This window comes from Nonomuraea sp. NPDC048881, from assembly GCF_040649795.1.
Classification (GTDB): domain Bacteria; phylum Actinomycetota; class Actinomycetes; order Streptosporangiales; family Streptosporangiaceae; genus Nonomuraea.
In genome coordinates, this window is the sequence record NZ_JBEZGC010000028.1 from 30523 (window position 1) to 50191 (window position 19669).

The 19669-nt window shown below is 73.6% G+C and carries 18 protein-coding genes and 1 pseudogene; 8 read left to right on the plus strand and 11 right to left on the minus strand.

Annotation, left to right across the window (positions count from 1 at the left end):
- Positions 1 to 62: 62 nt before the first annotated feature.
- Positions 63 to 2219: an alpha-L-fucosidase gene (locus AB0C33_RS47400; RefSeq protein ID WP_358301181.1), complete on the plus strand. Its 2157-nt coding sequence runs from the start codon at positions 63 to 65 to the stop codon at positions 2217 to 2219.
- Here AB0C33_RS47400 and AB0C33_RS47405 read toward each other — a convergent pair.
- Positions 2216 to 3766: an alpha/beta hydrolase gene (locus AB0C33_RS47405; RefSeq protein ID WP_358301184.1), complete on the minus strand. Its 1551-nt coding sequence runs from the start codon at positions 3764 to 3766 to the stop codon at positions 2216 to 2218. The genes AB0C33_RS47400 and AB0C33_RS47405 overlap by 4 nt on opposite strands.
- Positions 3767 to 3901: 135 nt before the next feature.
- Here AB0C33_RS47405 and AB0C33_RS47410 point away from each other — a divergent pair, with 135 nt between their 5' ends.
- Positions 3902 to 5080 carry a histidine kinase gene (locus tag AB0C33_RS47410; RefSeq protein WP_358301187.1) on the plus strand — a complete coding sequence of 393 codons (1179 nt, stop codon included), beginning with the start codon at positions 3902 to 3904 and terminating at the stop codon, positions 5078 to 5080.
- A gap of 17 nt (positions 5081 to 5097) precedes the next feature.
- Complete coding sequence (locus AB0C33_RS47415; RefSeq protein WP_358301190.1) at positions 5098 to 5784, plus strand: response regulator transcription factor; 687 nt, start codon at positions 5098 to 5100, stop codon at positions 5782 to 5784.
- A gap of 28 nt (positions 5785 to 5812) precedes the next feature.
- Here AB0C33_RS47415 and AB0C33_RS47420 read toward each other — a convergent pair whose 3' ends face one another.
- Positions 5813 to 6520: an alpha/beta fold hydrolase gene (locus tag AB0C33_RS47420; protein WP_358301193.1), complete on the minus strand. Its 708-nt coding sequence runs from the start codon at positions 6518 to 6520 to the stop codon at positions 5813 to 5815.
- 82 nt (positions 6521 to 6602) lie between these two features.
- On the opposite strand from AB0C33_RS47420, the gene AB0C33_RS47425 reads away from it, so the two are divergent.
- Positions 6603 to 7550 carry a YafY family protein gene (locus AB0C33_RS47425; RefSeq protein ID WP_358301196.1) on the plus strand — a complete coding sequence of 316 codons (948 nt, stop codon included), beginning with the start codon at positions 6603 to 6605 and terminating at the stop codon, positions 7548 to 7550.
- Positions 7551 to 7681: 131 nt separating this feature from the next.
- Positions 7682 to 8053: a hypothetical protein gene (locus AB0C33_RS47430; protein WP_358301199.1), complete on the plus strand. Its 372-nt coding sequence runs from the start codon at positions 7682 to 7684 to the stop codon at positions 8051 to 8053.
- A 37-nt stretch (positions 8054 to 8090) separates the two neighbouring features.
- On the opposite strand, the gene AB0C33_RS47435 is transcribed toward AB0C33_RS47430, so the two are convergent.
- From AB0C33_RS47435 to AB0C33_RS47445, 3 genes are read right to left on the minus strand one after another with little or no spacing between them, the layout of a single operon-like run.
- Positions 8091 to 9785, minus strand: coding sequence for a SulP family inorganic anion transporter (locus AB0C33_RS47435; protein WP_358301202.1), 1695 nt, complete (start codon positions 9783 to 9785; stop codon positions 8091 to 8093).
- Positions 9782 to 10123, minus strand: coding sequence for a metalloregulator ArsR/SmtB family transcription factor (locus AB0C33_RS47440; protein ID WP_352327141.1), 342 nt, complete (start codon positions 10121 to 10123; stop codon positions 9782 to 9784). The genes AB0C33_RS47435 and AB0C33_RS47440 overlap by 4 nt, the downstream gene beginning before the upstream one ends.
- Entirely contained in the window at positions 10123 to 10326 is a 204-nt protein-coding gene (locus tag AB0C33_RS47445) for a hypothetical protein (protein WP_358301204.1), read from the minus strand. The genes AB0C33_RS47440 and AB0C33_RS47445 overlap by 1 nt, the downstream gene beginning before the upstream one ends.
- A 114-nt stretch (positions 10327 to 10440) precedes the next feature.
- Here AB0C33_RS47445 and AB0C33_RS47450 point away from each other — a divergent pair, with 114 nt between their 5' ends.
- Positions 10441 to 11088, plus strand: a complete 648-nt coding sequence (locus AB0C33_RS47450; RefSeq protein WP_358301207.1) for a TetR/AcrR family transcriptional regulator — start codon at positions 10441 to 10443, stop codon at positions 11086 to 11088.
- Positions 11078 to 11866 (plus strand): SDR family oxidoreductase, encoded by a 789-nt coding sequence (locus AB0C33_RS47455; protein ID WP_358301210.1) that lies wholly within the window; start codon positions 11078 to 11080, stop codon positions 11864 to 11866. Before AB0C33_RS47450 ends, AB0C33_RS47455 begins: the two co-directional genes overlap by 11 nt.
- A 96-nt stretch (positions 11867 to 11962) precedes the next feature.
- On the opposite strand, the gene AB0C33_RS47460 is transcribed toward AB0C33_RS47455, so the two are convergent.
- The 5 genes and pseudogenes from AB0C33_RS47460 to AB0C33_RS47480 form a co-directional block, all read right to left on the minus strand.
- Entirely contained in the window at positions 11963 to 13348 is a 1386-nt protein-coding gene (locus AB0C33_RS47460; protein WP_358301213.1) for an amino acid permease, read from the minus strand.
- Between the two features lie 152 nt (positions 13349 to 13500).
- A complete protein-coding gene (locus AB0C33_RS47465; RefSeq protein WP_358301216.1) occupies positions 13501 to 14289 on the minus strand; it encodes an enoyl-CoA hydratase-related protein in 789 nt (262 codons plus the stop codon).
- Entirely contained in the window at positions 14286 to 15905 is a 1620-nt protein-coding gene (locus AB0C33_RS47470) for an AMP-binding protein (RefSeq protein WP_358301219.1), read from the minus strand. Before AB0C33_RS47470 ends, AB0C33_RS47465 begins: the two co-directional genes overlap by 4 nt.
- Positions 15902 to 16531, minus strand: coding sequence for a TetR/AcrR family transcriptional regulator (locus AB0C33_RS47475; RefSeq protein ID WP_358301221.1), 630 nt, complete (start codon positions 16529 to 16531; stop codon positions 15902 to 15904). Before AB0C33_RS47475 ends, AB0C33_RS47470 begins: the two co-directional genes overlap by 4 nt.
- 43 nt (positions 16532 to 16574) lie before the next feature.
- Positions 16575 to 16829 (minus strand): annotated as a pseudogene (locus AB0C33_RS47480) (helix-turn-helix transcriptional regulator); the annotation flags it as partial.
- Between the two features lie 155 nt (positions 16830 to 16984).
- On the opposite strand from AB0C33_RS47480, the gene AB0C33_RS47485 reads away from it, so the two are divergent.
- Positions 16985 to 18190: a serine hydrolase domain-containing protein gene (locus AB0C33_RS47485; RefSeq protein ID WP_358301224.1), complete on the plus strand. Its 1206-nt coding sequence runs from the start codon at positions 16985 to 16987 to the stop codon at positions 18188 to 18190.
- Position 18191: 1 nt separating this feature from the next.
- Here AB0C33_RS47485 and AB0C33_RS47490 read toward each other — a convergent pair whose 3' ends face one another.
- Complete coding sequence (locus AB0C33_RS47490) at positions 18192 to 19631, minus strand: LCP family protein (RefSeq protein WP_358301227.1); 1440 nt, start codon at positions 19629 to 19631, stop codon at positions 18192 to 18194.
- Positions 19632 to 19669: the final 38 nt, after the last annotated feature.

Here is a 19669-nt window from a genome sequence, read left to right on the forward strand (position 1 = left end):
CCAATCTCTTCACCCGCTTTGGAGTGGACATGGCCCGCTTACGTCGACTTCTCGCCGTCTCCATGCTCAGTATCATCGGATGTCTTCCCGCTCCTGCTCAGGCCGCTACGGACGGCCCCTACGAGCCGACCGTCGAATCCCTGAACAGTCACCCGACCCCTAAGTGGTTCAACAACGACAAGTTCGGCATCTTCCTCCATTGGGGGGCGTACTCCGTCCCGGCCTGGGGCCCGCGCGGCAGTTACGCCGAGTGGTACTGGTACTACATGAACTCCCCCGGGAACGCGACCAACAGCTACCACCGGGACACCTACGGGCCGGACTTCGCCTACGACCGCTTCGCCGAGCAGTGGAAGGCCGAGAAGTTCGACGCCGCCGACTGGGTCAAGCTCTTCAACGACGCCGGGGCCAAGTACTTCGTCCTCACCTCCAAGCACCACGAGGGCGTCGCCCTGTGGGACAGCAAGGTGAGCGAGCGCGACACCATGGCGCTGGGCCCGAAGCGTGACCTGGCCAAGGAGCTGTTCACCGCGGCCCGCGCCGACGGGAAGCTGCGCGCGGGCTTCTACTACTCGCTCATGGAGTGGTACAACCCGCTGTTCACCGGCCACCCGGCGACCAACCCGTACACCGGCCAGCCCGTGCCCTACACCGGGGCTCCGCAGAGCGGCGACTACGTCAAGGACTACATGCTCCCGCAGATGCGCGAGCTGATCGACGGCTACGACCCCGACATCCTGTGGTGCGACGGCCAGTGGGACCGCTCGGCCGCCCAGTGGCAGACCGCCGGAGTGATCGCCGACTACTACAACAAGGCGGCCAAGAAGGGCAAGGAGGTCGCGGTCGCCAACCGGTGCAAGATCGAGAGCGGCGCGCTGGAGAGCCACGAGCTGGACTTCCAGACGCCCGAGTACTCCGTCAAGCCCGACATCGACCCCGTCAAGTGGGAGGCCAGCCGCGGCATCGCGCACTCCTACGGCTACAACCAGAACGAGCCCATCGAGGACTACCTGACCTCCGACCAGCTCGTGGACTCCTTCGTGGACATCGTCAGCAAGAACGGCAACCTGCTGCTGGACGTGGGCCCGAAGGCCGACGGCACCATCCCCGACGTGCAGCGGGAACGGCTGCTGGACATGGGCTCCTGGCTGAAGGTCAACGGCGAGGCCATGTACGGCACCACGTACTGGACGCGCGCCGAGGAGAAGGGCGGCCCGGACGACGTCCGGTACACCGTCAAGGACGGCGTCCTCTACGCGACCGCGCTGAAGTGGCCGGGCGAGCGGCTCACGCTGGGCGCGGACGTGCCGGCGGGCCCCGGGACGCGGATCACGCTGCTCGGCTCCGACGCCGGCCCGCTGCCGTGGCAGCGCGACGAGCAGGGCCGGGTGGTCGTCACCACGCCCGCCGAGACCGGGCAGTACGCCTACTCGTTCAAGATCGAGACGCCCGGGGTGACGGCCCTGCCGCGCTTCGGCACCGACCTGCCCGAGCAGGCGCAGGCCGGTGAGACCCTCACCGGCAAGGTGACCGTCACCAACCCCGGCTCCGCGCCGCTGCGCGCGGCCTCGCTGACCCTCGCCGCGCCCGACGGCTGGACGGTGACCCCGGCCAGCACCCGGATCGGCCACCTGGCCGCCGGGGCGAGCACCGAGGTGCCCGTCACCGTGACCGTGCCGCCCGGGGCCGAGCCCGCCGCGCTCGGGATCCAGGCGGCGCTCAAGTCCGGACGGCTGCGCGCGGCGTACCTGCTCCCCGTCTCGGTGGTGCTGCCGAACCTGGCCCAGGGCAAGCCGGCCACCCAGCAGAGCACCGGCTACGACGCCCCGGCCGCGCGGGCCGTGGACGGCAACACCGACGGCGGCTTCTGGAACGGCTCGGTCACCCACACCCAGGAACCGGCCAGGGAAGCCTGGTGGCAGGTCGATCTGGGGGCCTCGGCCGCGCTGGACAGCGTGGAGATCTGGAACCGCACCGACTGCTGCGCCGAACGGTTGCGGGACTACTGGGTGATGTCCTCCGAGCAGCCGATCACCGCCGACGGCCTGGAGGCGGCCCGCACGACGCCGGGCGTGACCGCCGTGCACGTGCAGGAACAGGCCGGCCGGCCCAGCACGGTCAAACTGCCCGCCGGCACCACCGGCCGGCACGTGCGCATCCAGCTCTCCTCCGGCACCGACCCGCTCGCCCTGGCGGAGGTACGGGTGCGAGGCCGCTAACGCGGGCGGCAGGTCTGGTCGGTGGCGGGGAGTGCGCCGGTGGCCAGGTAGGCGTTGACCTTGGCGTCCACGCAGGCGTTGCCGTACTCGCCGTAGATCCCGTGGGCGATGGCGCCGCGCAGGGTGAGCAGGCGGGAGCCGGTCAGCGCCCGGTGCATGGCCTTGCTGCCCTCGTAGGTGGTGGCGGTGTCGCCGGTGGCGGACACGATCAGCGCGGGGGTGGGGTTGGCGACGTGCGTGAGCGGCTCGCGCGGCTCGTCCGGCCAGAAGGCGCAGGGCCAGATGTTGTTCTTGACCGGGCCGAAGAGCGGGTGGCGCGCCCGGCTGCGCTGGACGTCGTCCCAGTAGACGTCGGGGTCGCCCGGCGCGGCCCGGTCGCCGCAGGTGATCGCGGCGGCCGGGCTCGCGAGCGGCGAACCGGCGCTGGTCAGGACGAACGCCAGGAATCCGGCGAGCTCGGCGCCGGGTTCGGCCGGGCGGCCGTGCGCGGCCTCGTTCAGGGTCCGGACGGTGGCGGCGAACTCGGCGCGCGCCTCGGGACGGTCGTTCGCGGAGCCGACGGAGAGCAGGTACGGGACCGCCTGGTCGTCCACCTCGTACGCGCCGACGCGCAGCGGACGCTCCTCCGCGGCGGCGACGATCGTGTCCACGGTGGCGAGCACGCGGGCGCGGGTCGCGCCGAGCCCGTAGGTTCCGTGGCGTCCGGCGGCCCAGGACGCCCAGGCGCGCAGCGCGCGGTCCGCCTCGTCCTCGGTGCCCCGCATCGCCCTGGGGCCCCACTTGCCCGGGTCGCCCGCGCTGTCCAGGACCACCCGATCGGTGCGGCCGGGGAACATCTGCGTGTAGACCGCGCCCAGGTAGCTGCCGTAGGAGTAGCCGAGGAAGGAGATCCGGCGCTCCCCCAGGGCGCGGCGCACGAGGTCGATGTCGCGGGCCGTGTCGCGGGTGTTGGCGTACGGGAGCACGTCGGCGTGCCGCTGGGCGCAGCGCTCGGCCAGGTCACGCTGCACCGCCACCTGGTGGTCGAACCGGGCGCGGGTCGAGCCGGCCGAGCGCAGCCACAGGCCGATGGGCCAGCCGCAGTCGAGCGGCGTGCTGCGCCCGACGAAACGCGGGTCCAGGCCGATGACGTCGTACCGGGCGGCGACGTCCTTCATGGCCGCGCGGGTCCGCAGGGGCATGCCGAGCGTGCTCTCGCCGGGGCCGCCGCTGTTGAGCACCAAGGTGCCGATGCGATGGGCGCGGTCGGTCGCGGGGATGCGGGACAGCGCGAGCTTGATGGCGCGGCCGCCCGGCCTGGAGTGGTCGAGCGGGACGGCGAGCTCCGCGCAGCGCGCGCCCGCCTGGTCGAGCTGCCTGCCGACGGCGTCGTCCGGGCCCAGGGAGCAGCGTTTCCAGTCGAGCGCCGGGGGTTTCCCTCCGGTCGCCGCGGGCGCGCCGGCGTCGGCTCCGGCCGGGGGCGCGACGGCGACGGACAGGGCGATCAGGGCGGTCAGTGCGATGGCCGGGACCAGACGGCCGAGCGGCCGCACACGTGTCGGTTTCATGGCCGGGGACGCTATTCCGGCCGGACGTCCGGCACGATACAGCCGGCCGCACGCCCTTGGTACAGCCCGCTGTAGTGTCCGGCCCCGGACGGTGACGGGATACTGGTGCTCCGGTACGCAGGTCAGGAGGTGCACATGCGTGACCGTGCCTTCCCCGGTTCGATGTCCTGGCTGTCGTCCGGCTCGGTCTCCCGGCTGTTCTCCGGTTCGGGCTACCTGCTGGGCACGCTGGCCACCGCCGTGGCCACGGCGCTCGCGCTCCCGGTGCTGCTCGCGCCGGCGGCGGGGCGGGGCTGGGCGGCCTGGCACCGCCGGCGGGCCGGCCGGCTGCTCGGCGCCCCGGGCGACGGGGTGCCGGGCGGGCGGCGGGATCTCGCCTGGGCGCTCGCGCACGTCGCCACCGGGTTCCCGCTCGGGCTGGCCGCCCTGCTGTGCCTGGGCAACATCGTGGTCGCCGCGGTGGCGATGGTCGCGTGGCAGGCGTTCCCGGCGGACGCGCGTCCCACGCTGTTCTCGTTCTTCGACGTTCCCGTGGACGATTGGGCGACCGCGCTGGCCGGAGGGACGGCCCAGATCGTCGTCCTCGGCGCGGCGGCCTGGTGGGGGCTGCCCGCGCTGGCCCGGCTGCACGCCCGGCTGTCCCTGGCGCTGCTCGCGCCGTCGGCCCGCGAGCGGCTCACCGAGCGGGTCGACGTGCTGACCAGGAGCCGGGTCGGCGTGGTCGACGCCCACGGCGCGGAGCTCCAGCGCATCGAACGCGACCTGCACGACGGGACGCAGGCCCGCCTGGTGACCATCGCCATGCACCTCGGCCTGGCCCGCGAGTCGCTCGCCGACGACCCGGACACGGTCGCCCTGCTGCTCCAGGAGGCGCACGAGACGGCGGAGGAGGCGATGGCCGAGCTGCGCGCGGTGCTCCAGACGATCTACCCGCCGATCCTCGCCGACCGCGGGCTCGACGGCGCGCTGACGGCGCTGGCCGCCCGGTCGAGCGTGCCGGTCCACATCGAGCTCGCCGACCTGGGCGCGCTGCCGCCGTCCGTGGAGACGGTGGCCTACTACGTGATCGCCGAGGCGCTGACGAACGTGACCAAGCACGCCGCCGCCACCAGGGCGTCCCTGCGGATCGAGCGGGCCGGCGACGTGCTGTCCGTCGAGGTCACCGACGACGGCAGGGGCGGCGCCGACGAGGCGCGCGGCACCGGGATCCCCGGGATCCGCCGGCGGGTCGCCGCCCTCGACGGCACGCTGCGCCTCGACAGCCCGCCGGGCGGACCCACCACGCTCGCCGTCCGGATGCCGTGCGCGTCGTGACCGTCGAAGGAGGTCCCTTGCGGGTCGTGATCGCCGAGGACAACGTCCTGCTGGCCGGCGGGCTGAAGCTGCTGCTGGCGGCCAGGGGCTGCGAGGTCGTCGCGGTCGTCGGCGACGGCGAGGCGTTCCTGCTCGCCGTCGCCGAGCACCGCCCCGACATCGCCATCGTCGACGTGCGGCTGCCGCCGTCGTTCCGCGACGAGGGCATCCACGCCGCGCTGCGGGCCCGCCGCGAGCACGGCGCGCTGCCGATCCTGGTGCTCTCGCAGTACGTCGAGCGCGAGTACGCCGGCGAACTGCTCGCCGACGGCCGCGGCGGCATCGGCTACCTGCTCAAGGACCGCATCGGCCGGGTGGCCGAGTTCGTCGACGCCCTGCGGCGGGTCGCGGCCGGCGGCACCGCGATGGACCCGGAAGTGGTCGCCCAGCTCTTCGCCCGCCGTGCCGACGACCCCCTCGCCGCCCTCACCGCCCGCGAGCGGGAGTCCCTGGCCCTCATGGCACAGGGGCACGACAACGCCACCATCGCCGAGCGCATGCGCATCTCCGACAACGCCGTCCACAAGCACATCGGCAACGTCTTCGCCAAACTCGGCCTGGCCCCGGACGACTCAGGCCACCGCCGCGTCCGCGCCGTGCTCGCCTACCTGGACGGCACGCCGCGCCCGCCCGAGCAGGCCCCCGTCCGCGGGCAGCCGCGCTGAGCCGGCCTTCCCCGGCGGGCCGCGGACGTCAGAGCAGCGCGGCGAGCTCGGCCGGCCGCGAGAACATCGGCCAGTGGCCGGTCGGCAGCTCGGCGAACGTCCACTCAGGCGTGCCGAGCGCGGCGAACGCCGGGTTCCCCGAGTCGATCAGCTCGCGGATCACCGCCATCGGCATGGTCGAGGCGACCATGGTCTTCGGCGTCGCCGGGATGCGCTCCGGCCGCTGCGCCGGCTGCACCACCGCGCCCCACGGCTGGGGCGTCGCCTTCGCGCGGATCTGCTCCCAGCGCTCCTCGGTCAGGCCCGCGAACTTGCCTTTTCCCTGCTCGTAGGCGGGCACGTCGAGCGCGTGGCCGTCCCCGACCTGGGCGCGCCAGGCCTTCTGGGTGTCCTCGTCGTTGAAGTCGATCACCGCCGCCCCGGACGGCAGCGGCCCGGCGTCCACGTAGACGACCCGGCTGAGCCGCTCGGGATGCCGGTCGGCGACCGCGGTCACCGGGACGTTCGCCCCGCTGTGCCCGACCAGGACGACGTCGTCCCATCCGTCCATCGCCGCCAGGATGTCGGCGACATGCGTCTCCACGCCGACCTCCGGCGACAGCTCGCCGGCCCGCTCCGCCACCCCCGTCAGGGTGACCGCCCGCACCTGGTGCCCGGCGGCGCGCAGTTCGTGCGCCACCTCGTCCCAGGCCCAGGCGCCGAGCCAGAATCCGGGTACCAGCACGTAGTTCGCCATCTCGTCGTCCTTCCAAGTGAGCCGATGTCGCTACGCTAAAACCGAAAGCGGACAGAACCCGCCCGGATAAAGAGGGTGACCTGTGTCATATCCGGCGACCCGGATGCTGGCGATGCTCGAACTGCTCCAGGCCCACCACGTGCTGGGCGGCCGCGACCTCGCCCAGCGGCTCGGCGTGGACGAACGGACCGTCCGCCGTTACGCCGCCCGGCTCGCCGACCTGGGCATCCCCGTCGCCGCCGAACGCGGCCGGTACGGCGGCTACCGGCTGATGCCCGGCTACAAGCTGCCGCCGCTGATGCTCACCGACGACGAGGCCACCGCCGTCGTCCTCGGCCTGCTCGCCGGACGCCGCCTGGGCCTGGCCGCCGAGGCCACGGAGGCCGCCCTGGCCAAGATCCGGCGGGTGCTGCCGGCCACGCTGCGGCAGCAGGCCGGCGCGCTGGAGGAGACCCTCGACTTCACCCTCGCCGCCCGCGCGGCGCGGACGCCCGCGAGCCGGGCCGTGCTGACCCTGGCCGCCGCGATCCGCGACCGCCGCCGGGTCACGCTGGGCTACCGCTCCTGGAAGGGCTCGACCACCGAACGCGAACTGGACGGCCACGGCCTGGTCTTCCACTCCGGCCGCTGGTACGTGACCGGCCTCGACCATCTGTCCGGCGAGCTGCGCACCTTCCGCCTCGACCGGATCTCCTCGGTCGTCCCGGGGACGGCCTCCTACGAGATCCCCGCGGAGTCCGACCCGGTGCGGCAGGTCACCGCGTCGCTGGCCCGGGTGCCGTACGCGCACCTCGTCGAGGTCGTCCTGCGCGTGTCCCTCGCGGAGGCGGCCCGTCGCGTCCCGCCGTCGGTGGCCACGCTCACCGAGACCCCGGACGGAGTGCTGCTGCGGATGCGCGCCGAGTCCCTGGACGGCATGGCCGCCATGCTCGCCGGGCTCGGCTTCCCGTTCACGATCCAGTCGCCGCCGGAGTTGCGCACGGCCGTCCGCCGCCTGGCCCAGAGCCTGCTTGACCAGACCTCCGATTGAGGCGGTACTGGAGGGACGGTGCCAGCCGAGTCCGTCCGGGTCCGTCCGAGCTGCTGTTGGACACCCCGGTCCGGCCGCTTGCCTGGGGTGCGAGGCGGCCGACCGGGCCGTCCGCAGCGAAGGAGAGACCCGTGAACGCATCCAGCGCGCCGCGCCCCCGGACCGGGAAGGTCACCGCGGCCCTCGCCGCCACCGCACTCGCCGCCGGGCTCGGCCTGGCCGCCCTCGCCACCACCGCGCCGCCCGCCCAGGCGACCCCCGCGGGCGCCCCCGCGACCGGCCAGCCGGGCCTGGACCGGCTGCACGCGTACTGCCAGAGCCTGGGCCACCTCAACTCGGTGGCCCAGAATCCGAAGTCGGTCTGGAGCTGGCGCTGCGTCGGCGTGGACGGCACCATGCACGGCATCAACATGCACGACGCGTGCCGCTGGCAGCACGGCGCGGGCCTGTCCCACGCCGCCTTCCACGACGAGCGCAACGCCTTCTCCTGGTACTGCTACTGATCGCGGCACCACCTGCCCGCCCCGCCTTCGTCGGCGGTCAGCCGATGGGGGCGGGGAGGACTCCGGTGCGGTGGAGATGGCGGCGGGCCGCCGCGATGGCCTCCGGGGTCGAGGCGAACACCTGGCCGGCCTCGTCCAGGCGGGCGATCGCGCCCAGGGCGCGCAGCGGCCGGTGGTGGCCGTCCCGGATGCCGGAGACGTACACGGTGATGCCGCGTCGTTCCAGGCGGGTGACGGCGTCGCCGAGCACCAGGGCGCCGCTGGCGTCGATCGTGGTGATGCGGGACATGCGCAGGATCACCACCGAGACGTCGGCGACCTCCGACAGCTCCAGCAGGAAGCGGTGCGCCGCGGCGAAGAACAGCGGCCCGTCCAGCCGGTAGGCGACGATGTGCTCGGCCAGCAGCTCGTGCTCCTCGGCGTCGTGGTCGCCGGGCAGGTCGGCCTGCAGGGGCACGGTGTCCAGGCGCACGTTCCCGGCGATGGCGCGCAGCGCGAGCGCCCCGGCCACGATCAGGCCGAGGATGACGGCGGTGACCAGGTCGAGGACGAGGGTCGCAACCGCGGTCGAGACCAGGACGACGGCGTCGGCCCGGGTGGAGCGCAGCATCGACGTCACCGAGCCGACCTCGACCATCCGCGCCGCGGTGGCCAGCAGCACCCCGGCCAGGGCCGCCAGCGGGATGCGGGCGACCAGCCCGGCGGCGGTGAACACGATGACGCCGAGGATCGCGGCGTGCGCGAGCGCGGCCAGCCGGGAGGACGCGCCCGCGCGCACGTTGACGGCGGTGCGGGCGATCGCGCCGGTGGCCGGGACGCCGCCGAACAGCGGGGCGACCAGGTTGGCGATGCCCTGGCCGAACAGCTCGCGGTCGGGGTCGTGCCGATGGTTGACGCTCATGCCGTCGGCGACGGCGGCCGACAACAACGATTCCAGCGCGGCCAGCGCGGCCACGGCGAACGCGGGGGCGACGAGGGAGCTCAGCGCGGTGACGTCCAGGAACTCCAGGGACGGGGCGGGCAGCCCCGCGGGCAGGGCGCCGATGCGCGTCACCGGCAACCCCGCCAGCTCCGCGACGAGCGTGGCGGCGACGACGGCGAGCAGCGAGAACGGCACAGCGGGCCGCCGGCGTCCGCCGACCAGGATCAGCGCCGCGACCGCCGCCGCCATGGCGAGGGCGGCCCAGTTCGGACGGGCGGCGAAGTCGCGTACCGCCTGCCAGGCCACGGCCAGCACCTTGTCACCCGCGGGCGTGGGCACGCCGAGCGCGGCGGGCACCTGCTGCATGCCGATCACGCAGGCGATGCCCAGGGTGAACCCCTCCACCACCGGCGCGGGCACCAGCATCATGAACCGGCCCGCCCGGGCCAGGGCCAGGCCGAGCAGCAGCAGCCCGGCCAGCAGCCCCACCGTCAGCACGCCGGTGGCGCCGTGCGCGTGCATGATCGGGACGAGCACCACCGTCATCGCCCCGGTCGGCCCGGAGACCTGCAGGGCCGAGCCGCCGAAGACGGCGGCCAGCGCGCCGGCCACCACCGCGGTGGCCAGCCCCGCCTGCGCGCCCAGTCCGCTGGAGATGCCGAAGCCGAGCGCCAGCGGCAGCGCCACGATGGCCACCGTCAGCCCGGCCAGCAGGTCTCGGCGCGGATGACGGCCGAACGCGGCCAGATCGGCCCGGCCGGGCAGGACGGGGCGCAGACGGGCCCAGCCCGCCCGGAGCACTGAGGTCACCGTTCGCCGGCCTCCGATTCGAGCAGCTCGTTCAGCAAGGCGTGCCGGCCGGAGAGCTTTGCCTGCAGCAGGTGGCGGGCGGCGCGCAGCAGCTCCGCCACGTCGCCGCCGGACAGCGCGTACACGACGGTCGATCCGTCGCGGCGGGCGGTGACCAGCTCCGAGCGGCGCAGCACGGCCAGATGCTGGGACAGGCCGGTCGGCTCCACCTCGATCTCGGCCAGCAGGTCGCGCACCGGCATCGGGCCGTCCTGGAGCAGCTCCAGCACGCGGATCCGCACCGGATGCCCGAGCAGCCGGAACAGCTCGGCCTTGGCCTCGTACAGGGGGACGGACATCAGCGCGCCTCCTCTCCCCCGGGGTCCGCGCCGGGGGACTCGTCGGTGTTCACGCCGTGCGCGCGGGCCATCCGCAGCACCTCGTCCAGCCCGCCGGCGGCGGCCAGCGCGGCGTCGGCGTCGCCGTCCTGTTCGGCCGCGCGCAGCGCGCCGGCCGCCTCATCCACCCGGCGCCGGATCGCCGCAGCGAACGCCTCGCTCACACTGTCCCCTGCCTTCATGCCTGTCGTGACGAGATAAGTGTTAAACGAATTGCGAAAATTCGCAAGTTCTATATGGCTTGGCCATTTGTTATCTGATTAGATAACGTTATCTATATGGATAACAGCGACGGCCATCAAGGCCGTCCGCCCGGCCCCCATCAGGCGGCGACCGCGGCCCGCAGGAAGCAGATCATCCAGGCCGCGATCACCCTGCTCGGCGAGCGCGGCTACCAGGCCACCACCTTCGACGCCATCTGCAAGGAGGCCGGGCTCAGCAGCAGCCGGCTGATCACCTACCACTTCTCCAGCAAGGACGAGCTGTTCGCGGCCGTCGCCGACCAGATCGCCGGCGACGCCGAGGCCCACGTGCGTCCCGCCGTGGAGGCCGCGACCGGCGCCCGCGAACTGCTCGCCACCGCCATCCGGGCGAACGTGGCGTTCATCGCCGCCCACTCCTCTCAGGTGCGGGCGCTCCAGCAGATCCTGCTCAACAGCGGTCAAGGCGTCTGGGAACGGCACCACACCGAGTCGCTGGACCGGCTGGCCGGCCTGTTCACGGACGGGCAGCGCGCCGGCGTCTTCCGCACCTTCGACCCGCGGGTCATGGCGGCGGCGCTGCGGGCGTCGATCGACAGCGTCGTCCCGCTCCTCGCCGCCGGGCTCGACCCCGGCCTCTGCGCGGACGAACTGGTCGAACTCTTCGACCGCAGTACGAGCGAGAAGTCCTGGGCAGATCCGGAAGGGGAACACGATGTCAGCTGAAGGGATCGCCGGGCGGACGTACGTCGTCACCGGTTCGGCGTCGGGCATCGGCGCCGCGACCGCCGCCCTGCTCCGCGCCCGCGGCGCCACGGTCATCGGCTGCGACCTCGACGACGCCGACGTCCAGGCCGACCTCTCCACGCCCGAGGGCCGGCGGTCGCTGGTCGAGCAGGTGAGCGCGGCCGGGACCGTCGACGCGGTGCTCGCCGTCGCCGGGGGCGGCAGGACCGGGCTGCTCGCGACGAACTATTTCGGCGCGGTCGCGACGCTCGAAGGTCTACGTCCGGTGCTGGCGCGGAGCCGGGCCCCTCGTGCCGTGGTCGTGTCGTCGACCTCGTCGCTGGCCCCCGCCGACGAGCGCGTCATGCAGGCGTGCCTGGACGGCGACGAAGCCGCCGCCGTCGCCCTCGTCGAGGCGGACCCGTCCGCGGGCGGCCCGGCCGGCGCCTACGGGATCGCCAAGCGCGCGTTGAACCGCTGGGTGCGCAGAGCCGCCCCCACACCGGAGTGGGCGGGCGCCGGCATCGCGCTCAACGCCGTCGCGTCTGGCGTCGTGGACACGCCGGCAGCCGCCTGGATCTTCGCGAGCGAAGAGGCGCGGGCCGCGGTGGAGGCGGCGGCGCCGCAACCGTTCGGCGGCTTCCCCGGGCGGCCGGAGTGGATCGCCGAGCTCCTGTGCTGGCTCACCGGCGCCGACAACCGCTTCGTCACCGGCCAGATCATCTTCGCCGACGGAGGCGCGGAGGCGGCACTGCTCGGCGACCTTCATTGGCGCTGACGGCGCTGACGGCGCTGACGGCGCTGAGGGCCGCCGATCGGCCACCGTTCAGGCCACCGTTCAGGCCACCGTTCAGGCCACCGTTCAGGCCACCGTTCAGGCGACCGCGTCGGCGGGCTGTTTGCGGCGGGATCTGATCTCGTAGGCGAGCAGTGTGCCGCCGACGGCCACGGCGACCGCCCCGACCACGGGAAGCGCCTCGGCGGACGAGGCCACGGCGGCGAACGCCAGCACCAGCAGCGCCACCACCACCCGGCTCAGCCAGGGAAAACCCCACATGCGCAGCCGCAGCAGCTCGGGCGACTCGGCCTCCATACGCCGGCGCAGCCGGAGCTGGCTGAGCGCCACGAAGACGTAGAGCAGCAGCACCAGCAGCCCGGCGGTGTTGATCAGCAGGTCGAAGGCGTCGTCGCCGACCGCGAACGCGCCGGCCATCACGGCCAGCGCGAGCGCGCCGCCGCCGAGCAACGCGGGCGCGGGCACCCCGGACGCCCGCACCCGCGCCGCCGCGGCGGGGGCGTCGCCGCGGGCGGCCATCGCGCACAGGACGCGCGAGGCGGCGTACAGCGCGGCGTTCATCACCGACACGACCGCGACCAGGATCACCCAGGTCATCAGGGTCGCCGCGCCGGGGACGCCGAGCTCGGCGATGGCGGCCGCGAACGGGCTTTCCGCGCCGCCCGCCGGGACGCGGTTCCACGGCACGACCGCCAGGATGACCAGCACCGAGCCAACGTAGAAGATCAGCACCCGCCAGACCACCCGCAGGGTGGCCCGCGCGACCTCCTTGGCGGGTTCGGCCGACTCGGCGGCCGCGATGGTGACGATCTCCGCCCCGAAGTAGGAGAACAGCACGGTGACGAGCGCGGTGAGGACCGCTCCCCAGCCCTTGGGCGCGAACCCGCCGTGCCCGGTCAGCGCGCTGAGACCGGCGCCGCCGCCGGACGGCCACAGCCCCAGGACGTACAGCGCCCCGGCGGCGAGGAACGCCACGATCACCACGACCTTGACCGAGGCCAGCCAGAACTCGGTCTCGCCGAACAGCCGTACCGAGACCAGGTTGGCCGCGGTGAGCGCCGCCAGCAGCGCGACGGCCGTCGGCAGCACGGGGACGGCGCCGGACAGGGAGTGCAGCAGCTTGGCCCCCGCCACGCCCTCGAACGCGACCGCGACGATCGCGAACAGCCAGTAGCACCAGCCCACCAGGAACCCGGCGCGCGGCCCGAGGGCGGCACGGGCGTAGTCGGCGAACGAGCCCGCCGAGGGCCGGGCGGCGGCCATCTCGCCGAGCATCCGCATCACCAGGACGACGATCAGGCCGCCCAGGGCGTAGGCGACCAGCGCCGCCGGGCCGGTGTCGGCGATCACCTTGCCGCTGCTGACGAACAGGCCGGCGCTGATGACGCCGCCGAGCCCGATCATGGTCATGTGGCGTCGTTTGAGTCCGCGGTGGAGCGATCCCCCGCTGTCGTGCCCGGTCATGGCGTTCGGCTCCCTGCTGTTCTCGGATAGGGGAGGTCGGACCCCGGCCCATGGCCGGGCCGGGGTCAGGTTGATCGCGGGGGCGGTACGGGCGGCGCGGTCGGTGGCCGCGGTCAGTGGTAGCGGTCAGTGGTAGCGGTCAGTGGTAGCGGTCAGTGGCCGCGGTAGACGGCGGGGCGCCGTTCGACGAAGGAGCGGACGCCTTCGCGCACGTCCTGGCCGCGCAGGCAGGCCAGCAGCCCTTCGGTCTCCAAGTCGAGCACCTCTTCCAGGTCCAGCTCCCAGACCTGCCGCATGGCCTGCTTGATCAGGCGTACCGGGGTGGGCGCCGCGGCGGCGACGCGTTCGGCCAGCTCCAGCGCCGTGTCGAGCAGGTCGGCGTCGGGGACCAGCCTGCTGACCAGGCCGGCGCGGTACGCCTCGGCGGCGCCGACGGTCTCGCCCGTCAGCAGCAGGTCCACCGCGCGGCCGTGGCCGACCAGGCGGGGCAGCGAGTACAGCACGCCGTTGCTCGGGAACAGGCCGCGGTGCACCTCCTTGAAGGCGAACGAGGCGGCGTGGCCGGCCAGCCGCAGGTCGCTGGCGATGGCCAGCTCCACGCCGACGCCGACCGCGATCCCGTTGACCGCCGAGATGATCACCTTGGGGTGGGTGGTGAAGCGGCGGGTGAGGTCCTGGAGCGCGGCGGTCCGTTCGACCAGGTCGGCGTCGGACCCGGCGGCGAGCTGCGCGCCGGCCTCCTTCAGGTCGGTCCCGGCCGAGAAGGCGCGGCCGGTGCCGGTGAGCACCAGCGCGCCCACCGCGTCGTCGCGGGCGGCCTCGTCCAGGACGGCGACCAGCTCGCCGTAGGTGCGCTGCCGGAAGGCGTTCAGCACCTCGGGCCGGTCGAAGGCGACCACCAGGGCCGAGCCGGCGCGGCGCACCCGCAGATCGGTGCTCATCGGTTTGCCTCCCGGGCGTCGTGGGCGCCGTCCCGTCCGGGCGGCAGCAGGTGCTTGGCGATGCGTTCGGACGGCGTCATCGGGAACGCCTCGACGAACTCCACGAACCGCGGCGTCTTGAAGTCGGCCAGCCGCGCCCGGACGTAGTCGACCAGCTCGTGCGGCTCGACGGGCTCGGCGACCTGGACGAACGCCTTGACCTCCTCGCCGAACAGCTCGTCGGGCACCGGGATCACGGCGGCGGCGCGCACGGCCGGATGGCCGGTCAGCACCGCCTCCACCTCGGCGGCGGCGATGTTCTCGCTGCCGCGCCGGATCATCTCCTTGAGCCGTCCGACCAGGTGGTAGTGGCCGCGGGCGTCCCGGCGGCCGAGGTCGCCCATGGGGTACCAGCCGTCGCGCAGCAGCGGCTCGTCCCGGTTCCAGTAGCCGGTCAGCATCGGCCGGCCGCGGACCATGATCTCGCCGACCTCGTCGTCCGCGGCGTCGGATCCGTCCGCTAAGACGATCTTGACCTCCTTGCCGGGGACGGGCCAGCCCATGGCGCCGGTGCCGACGCACGCGGTGTCCTCCGGCCGGACGGCCAGCACGACCCCGGCCTCGGTGCTGCCGTACGCCTCCCGCCAGGGCGCGCCCCAGCGCTCCTCGATCGCGGCGTGCAGGGCGGGCGCGATGCCCGAGCACAGGACGAGCCGGACGCGGTGGGCCCGGTCCCGTTCGGGGTCGGGCGGCTGCTTGAGCAGCAGCAGCGGCATCGTGCCGAGGACGTAGAAGAAGGTGGCGCCGTGCTCGCGCACCGACGGCCAGAAGCCGGAGGCGGAGAAGCGCGGCAGGATCACCAGCGGGATGCCGGTCAGCAGGCACAGCACCGTGTTCCACTGCGGGTCCATGTAGTAGAACGGCTGGGCGGTGAGGTCCACGTCGTCCAAGGTGACGGCGGCGACGTCGGCCGCCAGCTCGGCCAGGTGCAGCCAGTAGCGGTGGGTGAGCATGCAGCCCTTGGGGAACCCGGTGGTGCCCGAGGTGTACTGGAGGTTGAGCAGGTCGTCCCAGCCGACGTCGGGCAGGTCGGGGGCGCCGGACGCGGCGGCGCTCTCGGCCCCCGCGTCGAAGGCGCCCGCGGGGACGGGTTCGGGCGCGGGCCCGGCGTCGGCGGCGTCGAGCAGCCCGACCTCGCCCAGGCCCAGCGCCAGCAGCGCCCCGGCCGCGGCGGCCGAGCCGGCCAGGGCCAGCACCGGCGCGGAGTCCTTGACGACGTGGGCCAGGTCGGCGCTGCGATACCCGGGGTTCAGCGGGACGATCACCGCGCCCAGCTTGGCGATCGCCAGCCAGGCGACCGGGAAGCCGACGCCGTTGGCGAGCATCACCGCCACCCGGTCGCCGCGGCGGACGCCGTGCCCGGCCAGCACGCCCGCCAGCCGGTCGGTCCGCCGCTCCACCTGCGCGACGGTGGTCTCGGCGCCGCCGAAGCGGAACAGCACCCGGTCGCCGTGCGCGGCGGCCCGGTCCCGGAGCAACCCGCCGAGGCCCCCGGCGATCCGCTCGGCCGCTCCCCCGCCGAGGCCGCCCGCGATCGGCCCGGCCGCTTCCCCGCCGGACGGCGGCGTGGCCGTCACGCCCGCCGCCGGGTGGCCATGTCGAACATCGTCGTCAGCTCGGCGGCGCAGTCGGCCAGGTCGACGGCCTCCTCGTCGAAGACCCACTGGAGCATGACGCCGTCGATCGCGCCCTGGATGGTGGCGGCCAGCGTGCGCGGCGAGAAGTCGCGGAAGTCGCCGCTGTCCTGGCCGCGCCGCAGGATGCCCTCCAGGTGGTGGCGGCACGGGTCGTACATGTCGGCGTTGAACCGGCGCTTGGCCTCGGGTGATCCGAAGCTGCCCCAGATGTCCACCAGCGCGACGAAGTTGGCGCGGTTGGCCGCCATGAACTCGAAGCTCGCCTCGATGAAGGCGCGCAGCCGGTGCGGGGCGTCCGGCGCCCGGTCCACCCGAGCCTTGATGAACCGGTTGCTCTCGGTGAACAGGGCGTTGACGACCTGCTGGATCAGTTCGTCCCGGCCGGCGAAGTGGTAGGAGATCACGCCCCTGCTGACGCCGATGTCCTGGGCGATCCGGGCCAGCGACGCCTGGGGCAGCCCGGCGCTGGCGATGGTGGAGATGGCGCCCTCCACGATCTGCCGCCGCCGGGCCTCCTCGATGAACGAGGCCTTCTTCTGGCCGTCCTGATCGATTTTTGACCGCATGGCCAGGATTCAAGCCCGTCGGACGGCGTGCGGCAAGCCCCGTTCACCGACTGTGCGGTTTCCCCCACCCCTCGCCCGGCCGTTCCCCGGGCCGGCTCCCGGGCCGGCCGGTCGCCGCGAGGTAGTGCAGCACCGCCAGCACCCGGCGGTTGCCGGCCGCCGACGCGGGCAGGCCGAGTTTGGCGAACACCGCGGTGACGTGCTTCTCCACCGCGCTCAGCGACACGTACAGCTGGTCGGCGATGCCGGTGTTGGACCAGCCCTCGGCCATCAGGGCGAGCACCTCGCGCTCCCGGGGCAGCAGGGACTCGTCCCAGCCGGGGTCGGGCATGGCGGCACCTCCTCGGTGCGGGAAACCGCAAGATCCGGGCGAACGTCTTGTCTCACTCATACCATCTGGATTAAATCCTGGCCATGCGGTCAAAAAATCATCATCGTGCCCAGAAAACCTGCGTGCTCGGCGCCGTCCTGGCCGGCGTGGTGCTCGGCGGCGGCCTCGCCGTCCCGGCCCACGCCCGGACGGCGCACGTCCCCGCCGCCGCGGCCCGGAGCGCCACGGACGCCACCGACGCCACGGACGCCACCGACGCCACCGACGCCACCGACGCCACCGACGCCACCGACGAGCAGCTTCGCTGTCTGCTGGACGACGTCGTCAAGCCGCCCGTGCCCGGCGCGATCCTCACCGTGACCGGCCCCGGCCGCGCCTTCGACGGCGCGGCCGGCGTGTACGAGCTGGGCGGACGCGCCCTGCGCAGCTCCGACGCCTTCCGCACGGCCAGCGTCACCAAGACGATGACCGCGGCCGTCGCGCTCCGCCTGGCCGAACGCGGCGACCTGCGCCTGGACGCTCCCATCAGCGAATACCTGGACCGGAAGGTGGTCGCGCGCATCCCGTACGGGTCGCGGATCACCGTCCGGCAGCTCCTCGACCACACCGCCGGTCTGTACGACTACGTGGGGGACGAGAAGTGGTTCCAGTACGTGCTCGACCATCCGGACAAGACCTGGAAGCCGCTGGAGCTGGTGGACTGGGCGCTTCGGTCGGGCAAGCCCTACTTCGCCCCCGCCAAGGGCTACCACTACTCCGACACGGGCTACGTCCTGGCCGGGATGGTCATCGAGAGGGCCGGCCGCGAGCCGCTGCACCGGCTGTACCGGTCGTTGCTGCTGGAGCCGCTGAAGATGGACCGCACGTACCTGGAGTGGTGGGAGCCGCACCGCGGCCCGCGCGCCCACAACTACCTCGGCGAGCGCGACACCTACGACCACAACCCGACGTTCGACACGTTCGGCGGCGGCGGCCTGGTCTCCACCGGGGCCGACCTCAACCGGTTCATGCGCGGCCTGTTCGAGGGCAAGGTCTTCAAGAACCCGGCGACGCTGCGGACGATGTTGCGCAGCACCCCGCAGAGCGTCAAGGCCGGGTCGCCGTACGGGCTGGGCATCGCCCGGCTGACCGCGACGGGCGAAGCCGCCTACGGGCACAGCGGCTTCTTCGGCGCGTTCCAGATCTACGTGCCGAAGCAGCGGCTCGCGATGACCGGCACCCTCACCCAGGCGGAGACCGTGTCCAAGAAGCAGAGCAGCGAGTTCATCGAGAACGCCCTGCGGGTGAGCCTCGGCAAGGCGCCCACCGGCCCCTGCGCGCGCCCGTAGCTCAGGCCACGCAGGAGTCGGCCAGCTTCCCCGACGACGCCATCGCCGTCCTGGTGGGCGTGCCGGACGGCCTGGTCGACGGTGTGCCCGACGGCGTGGCGGACGGCGTGCCCGCGGCGACGGTGGCGGGCGCGCGGTGCGAGCGGAGGATGGCCCTGCGGACGTCGGCCCGGATGCGCGGGAAGTCCGGGTAGGCCGGGTTGTAGCGCGGCGGGACGATCGACAACGTCCCCACCCGGGCGCCCTTGACCTTGTCGGCCAGCGGCACCAGGTCCTGCAGCAGCCCGCGCGGGATGTCGGTCCGGAACGTCTGCCGGGCCGCGCCGGCCAGCTGCTTGAACTTCAGCAGCACGTTGGCCGGGTCGAGCTGGTCGAGCATGGCGGAGATGACGCAGTGCTGGCGGCGCATCCGGGTGTGGTTGTCGCCTCCGGCGCAGCTGGAGCCGTCGTGGTCGCGGGCCCTGCCGTACCAGAGCGCGTCGTTGCCGTTCAGCCGGCGGGTGCCCGCCTTGATCACGCCGCCGTCGCTGCGGCCCACGCCGTAGCAGATGTCCTGCTCGACATGGATGCGCACGCCGCCGAGCGCGTCGATCAGCCGGGCCACGCCCCACATGTTGACCAGCACGTAGTAGTCGATCTTGAGGCCGAGGATCTCGCCGACCGCGCCCTTGACGGCGTCCGGGGCCCGGGTGGGCGAGTTGCGGAACAGCGCGGGATGGGTGTCGGCGTAGGCCCACACGCCGTTCAGCAGGTCCTCCGACTCCCGCCCGGCCCCGGCGATGTAGAAGCCCTTGGGCGGCGGGAACAGCCTCCCCATCACGCTCCCCCTGGGGAAGGGCGCGTTCTCCATCTCCCTGGGCAGCGCGAACAGCACGGTGTCGCCGGTCCTGACGTCGATGCTGGCGACGTTGACGCTGTCGGTGCGGATGCTCGTCCCGTTGCGGCCGCGCGCGCCGTCGCCGCCGAGCAGCAGGATGTTCACCCTCGCCCGGCCGGCCCACGGGTCGGCGTGGTTGATGGGCGTGGGCTCGGGGGCGTTGAACACGTCGGTCAGCGTGGCGTCGGCCTCCGACACCGTCTGCGAGGCCACCACGAACGGCGACACGACGGCCGCGACGAGCAGCAGCGCCACGCCGTCCGACCAGACCAGCCGCCGCCGCGGCCGCAGCACGGTGTAGGAGGCGACCACCAGCAGCCCCCACGCGACGCCGACGCCGATGGCGCCACCGCTGATCGCCGAGGCCCAGGCGGCCTGGGTCGCCATGGCCCACCCGCCCACCGAGGCCACGACGAGGGCCACCGCCACGCCCGCGGCCAGGAACAGCCCCAGCAGGCCGAGCCCGAGCAGTCGGTACCCGGCCCGCAGATGGGCCGCGCCCGGAATGACGATCGACAGCGCCGCCCAGCCGATGGCTGCCCCCGCGCCCCGTTTGGTGCCCATCCGCCCTCATGATCTCTATGTGGTACGTCCCCCGAGAT

Bases quoted from the DNA above. Each gene is read 5' to 3' on its own strand.
- AB0C33_RS47400 (WP_358301181.1), top strand. From the start codon at position 63: ATGCTCAGTATCATCGGATGTCTTCCCGCTCCTGCTCAGGCCGCTACG.
- AB0C33_RS47475 (WP_358301221.1), bottom strand. From the start codon at position 16,531: ATGCGGTCAAAAATCGATCAGGACGGCCAGAAGAAGGCCTCGTTCATC.
- AB0C33_RS47455 (WP_358301210.1), top strand. From the start codon at position 11,078: ATGTCAGCTGAAGGGATCGCCGGGCGGACGTACGTCGTCACCGGTTCG.
- AB0C33_RS47405 (WP_358301184.1), bottom strand. From the start codon at position 3,766: ATGAAACCGACACGTGTGCGGCCGCTCGGCCGTCTGGTCCCGGCCATC.
- AB0C33_RS47460 (WP_358301213.1), bottom strand. From the start codon at position 13,348: ATGACCGGGCACGACAGCGGGGGATCGCTCCACCGCGGACTCAAACGA.
- AB0C33_RS47490 (WP_358301227.1), bottom strand. From the start codon at position 19,631: ATGGGCACCAAACGGGGCGCGGGGGCAGCCATCGGCTGGGCGGCGCTG.
- AB0C33_RS47465 (WP_358301216.1), bottom strand. From the start codon at position 14,289: ATGAGCACCGATCTGCGGGTGCGCCGCGCCGGCTCGGCCCTGGTGGTC.
- AB0C33_RS47440 (WP_352327141.1), bottom strand. From the start codon at position 10,123: ATGTCCGTCCCCCTGTACGAGGCCAAGGCCGAGCTGTTCCGGCTGCTC.
- AB0C33_RS47450 (WP_358301207.1), top strand. From the start codon at position 10,441: ATGGATAACAGCGACGGCCATCAAGGCCGTCCGCCCGGCCCCCATCAG.
- AB0C33_RS47410 (WP_358301187.1), top strand. From the start codon at position 3,902: ATGCGTGACCGTGCCTTCCCCGGTTCGATGTCCTGGCTGTCGTCCGGC.
- AB0C33_RS47420 (WP_358301193.1), bottom strand. From the start codon at position 6,520: ATGGCGAACTACGTGCTGGTACCCGGATTCTGGCTCGGCGCCTGGGCC.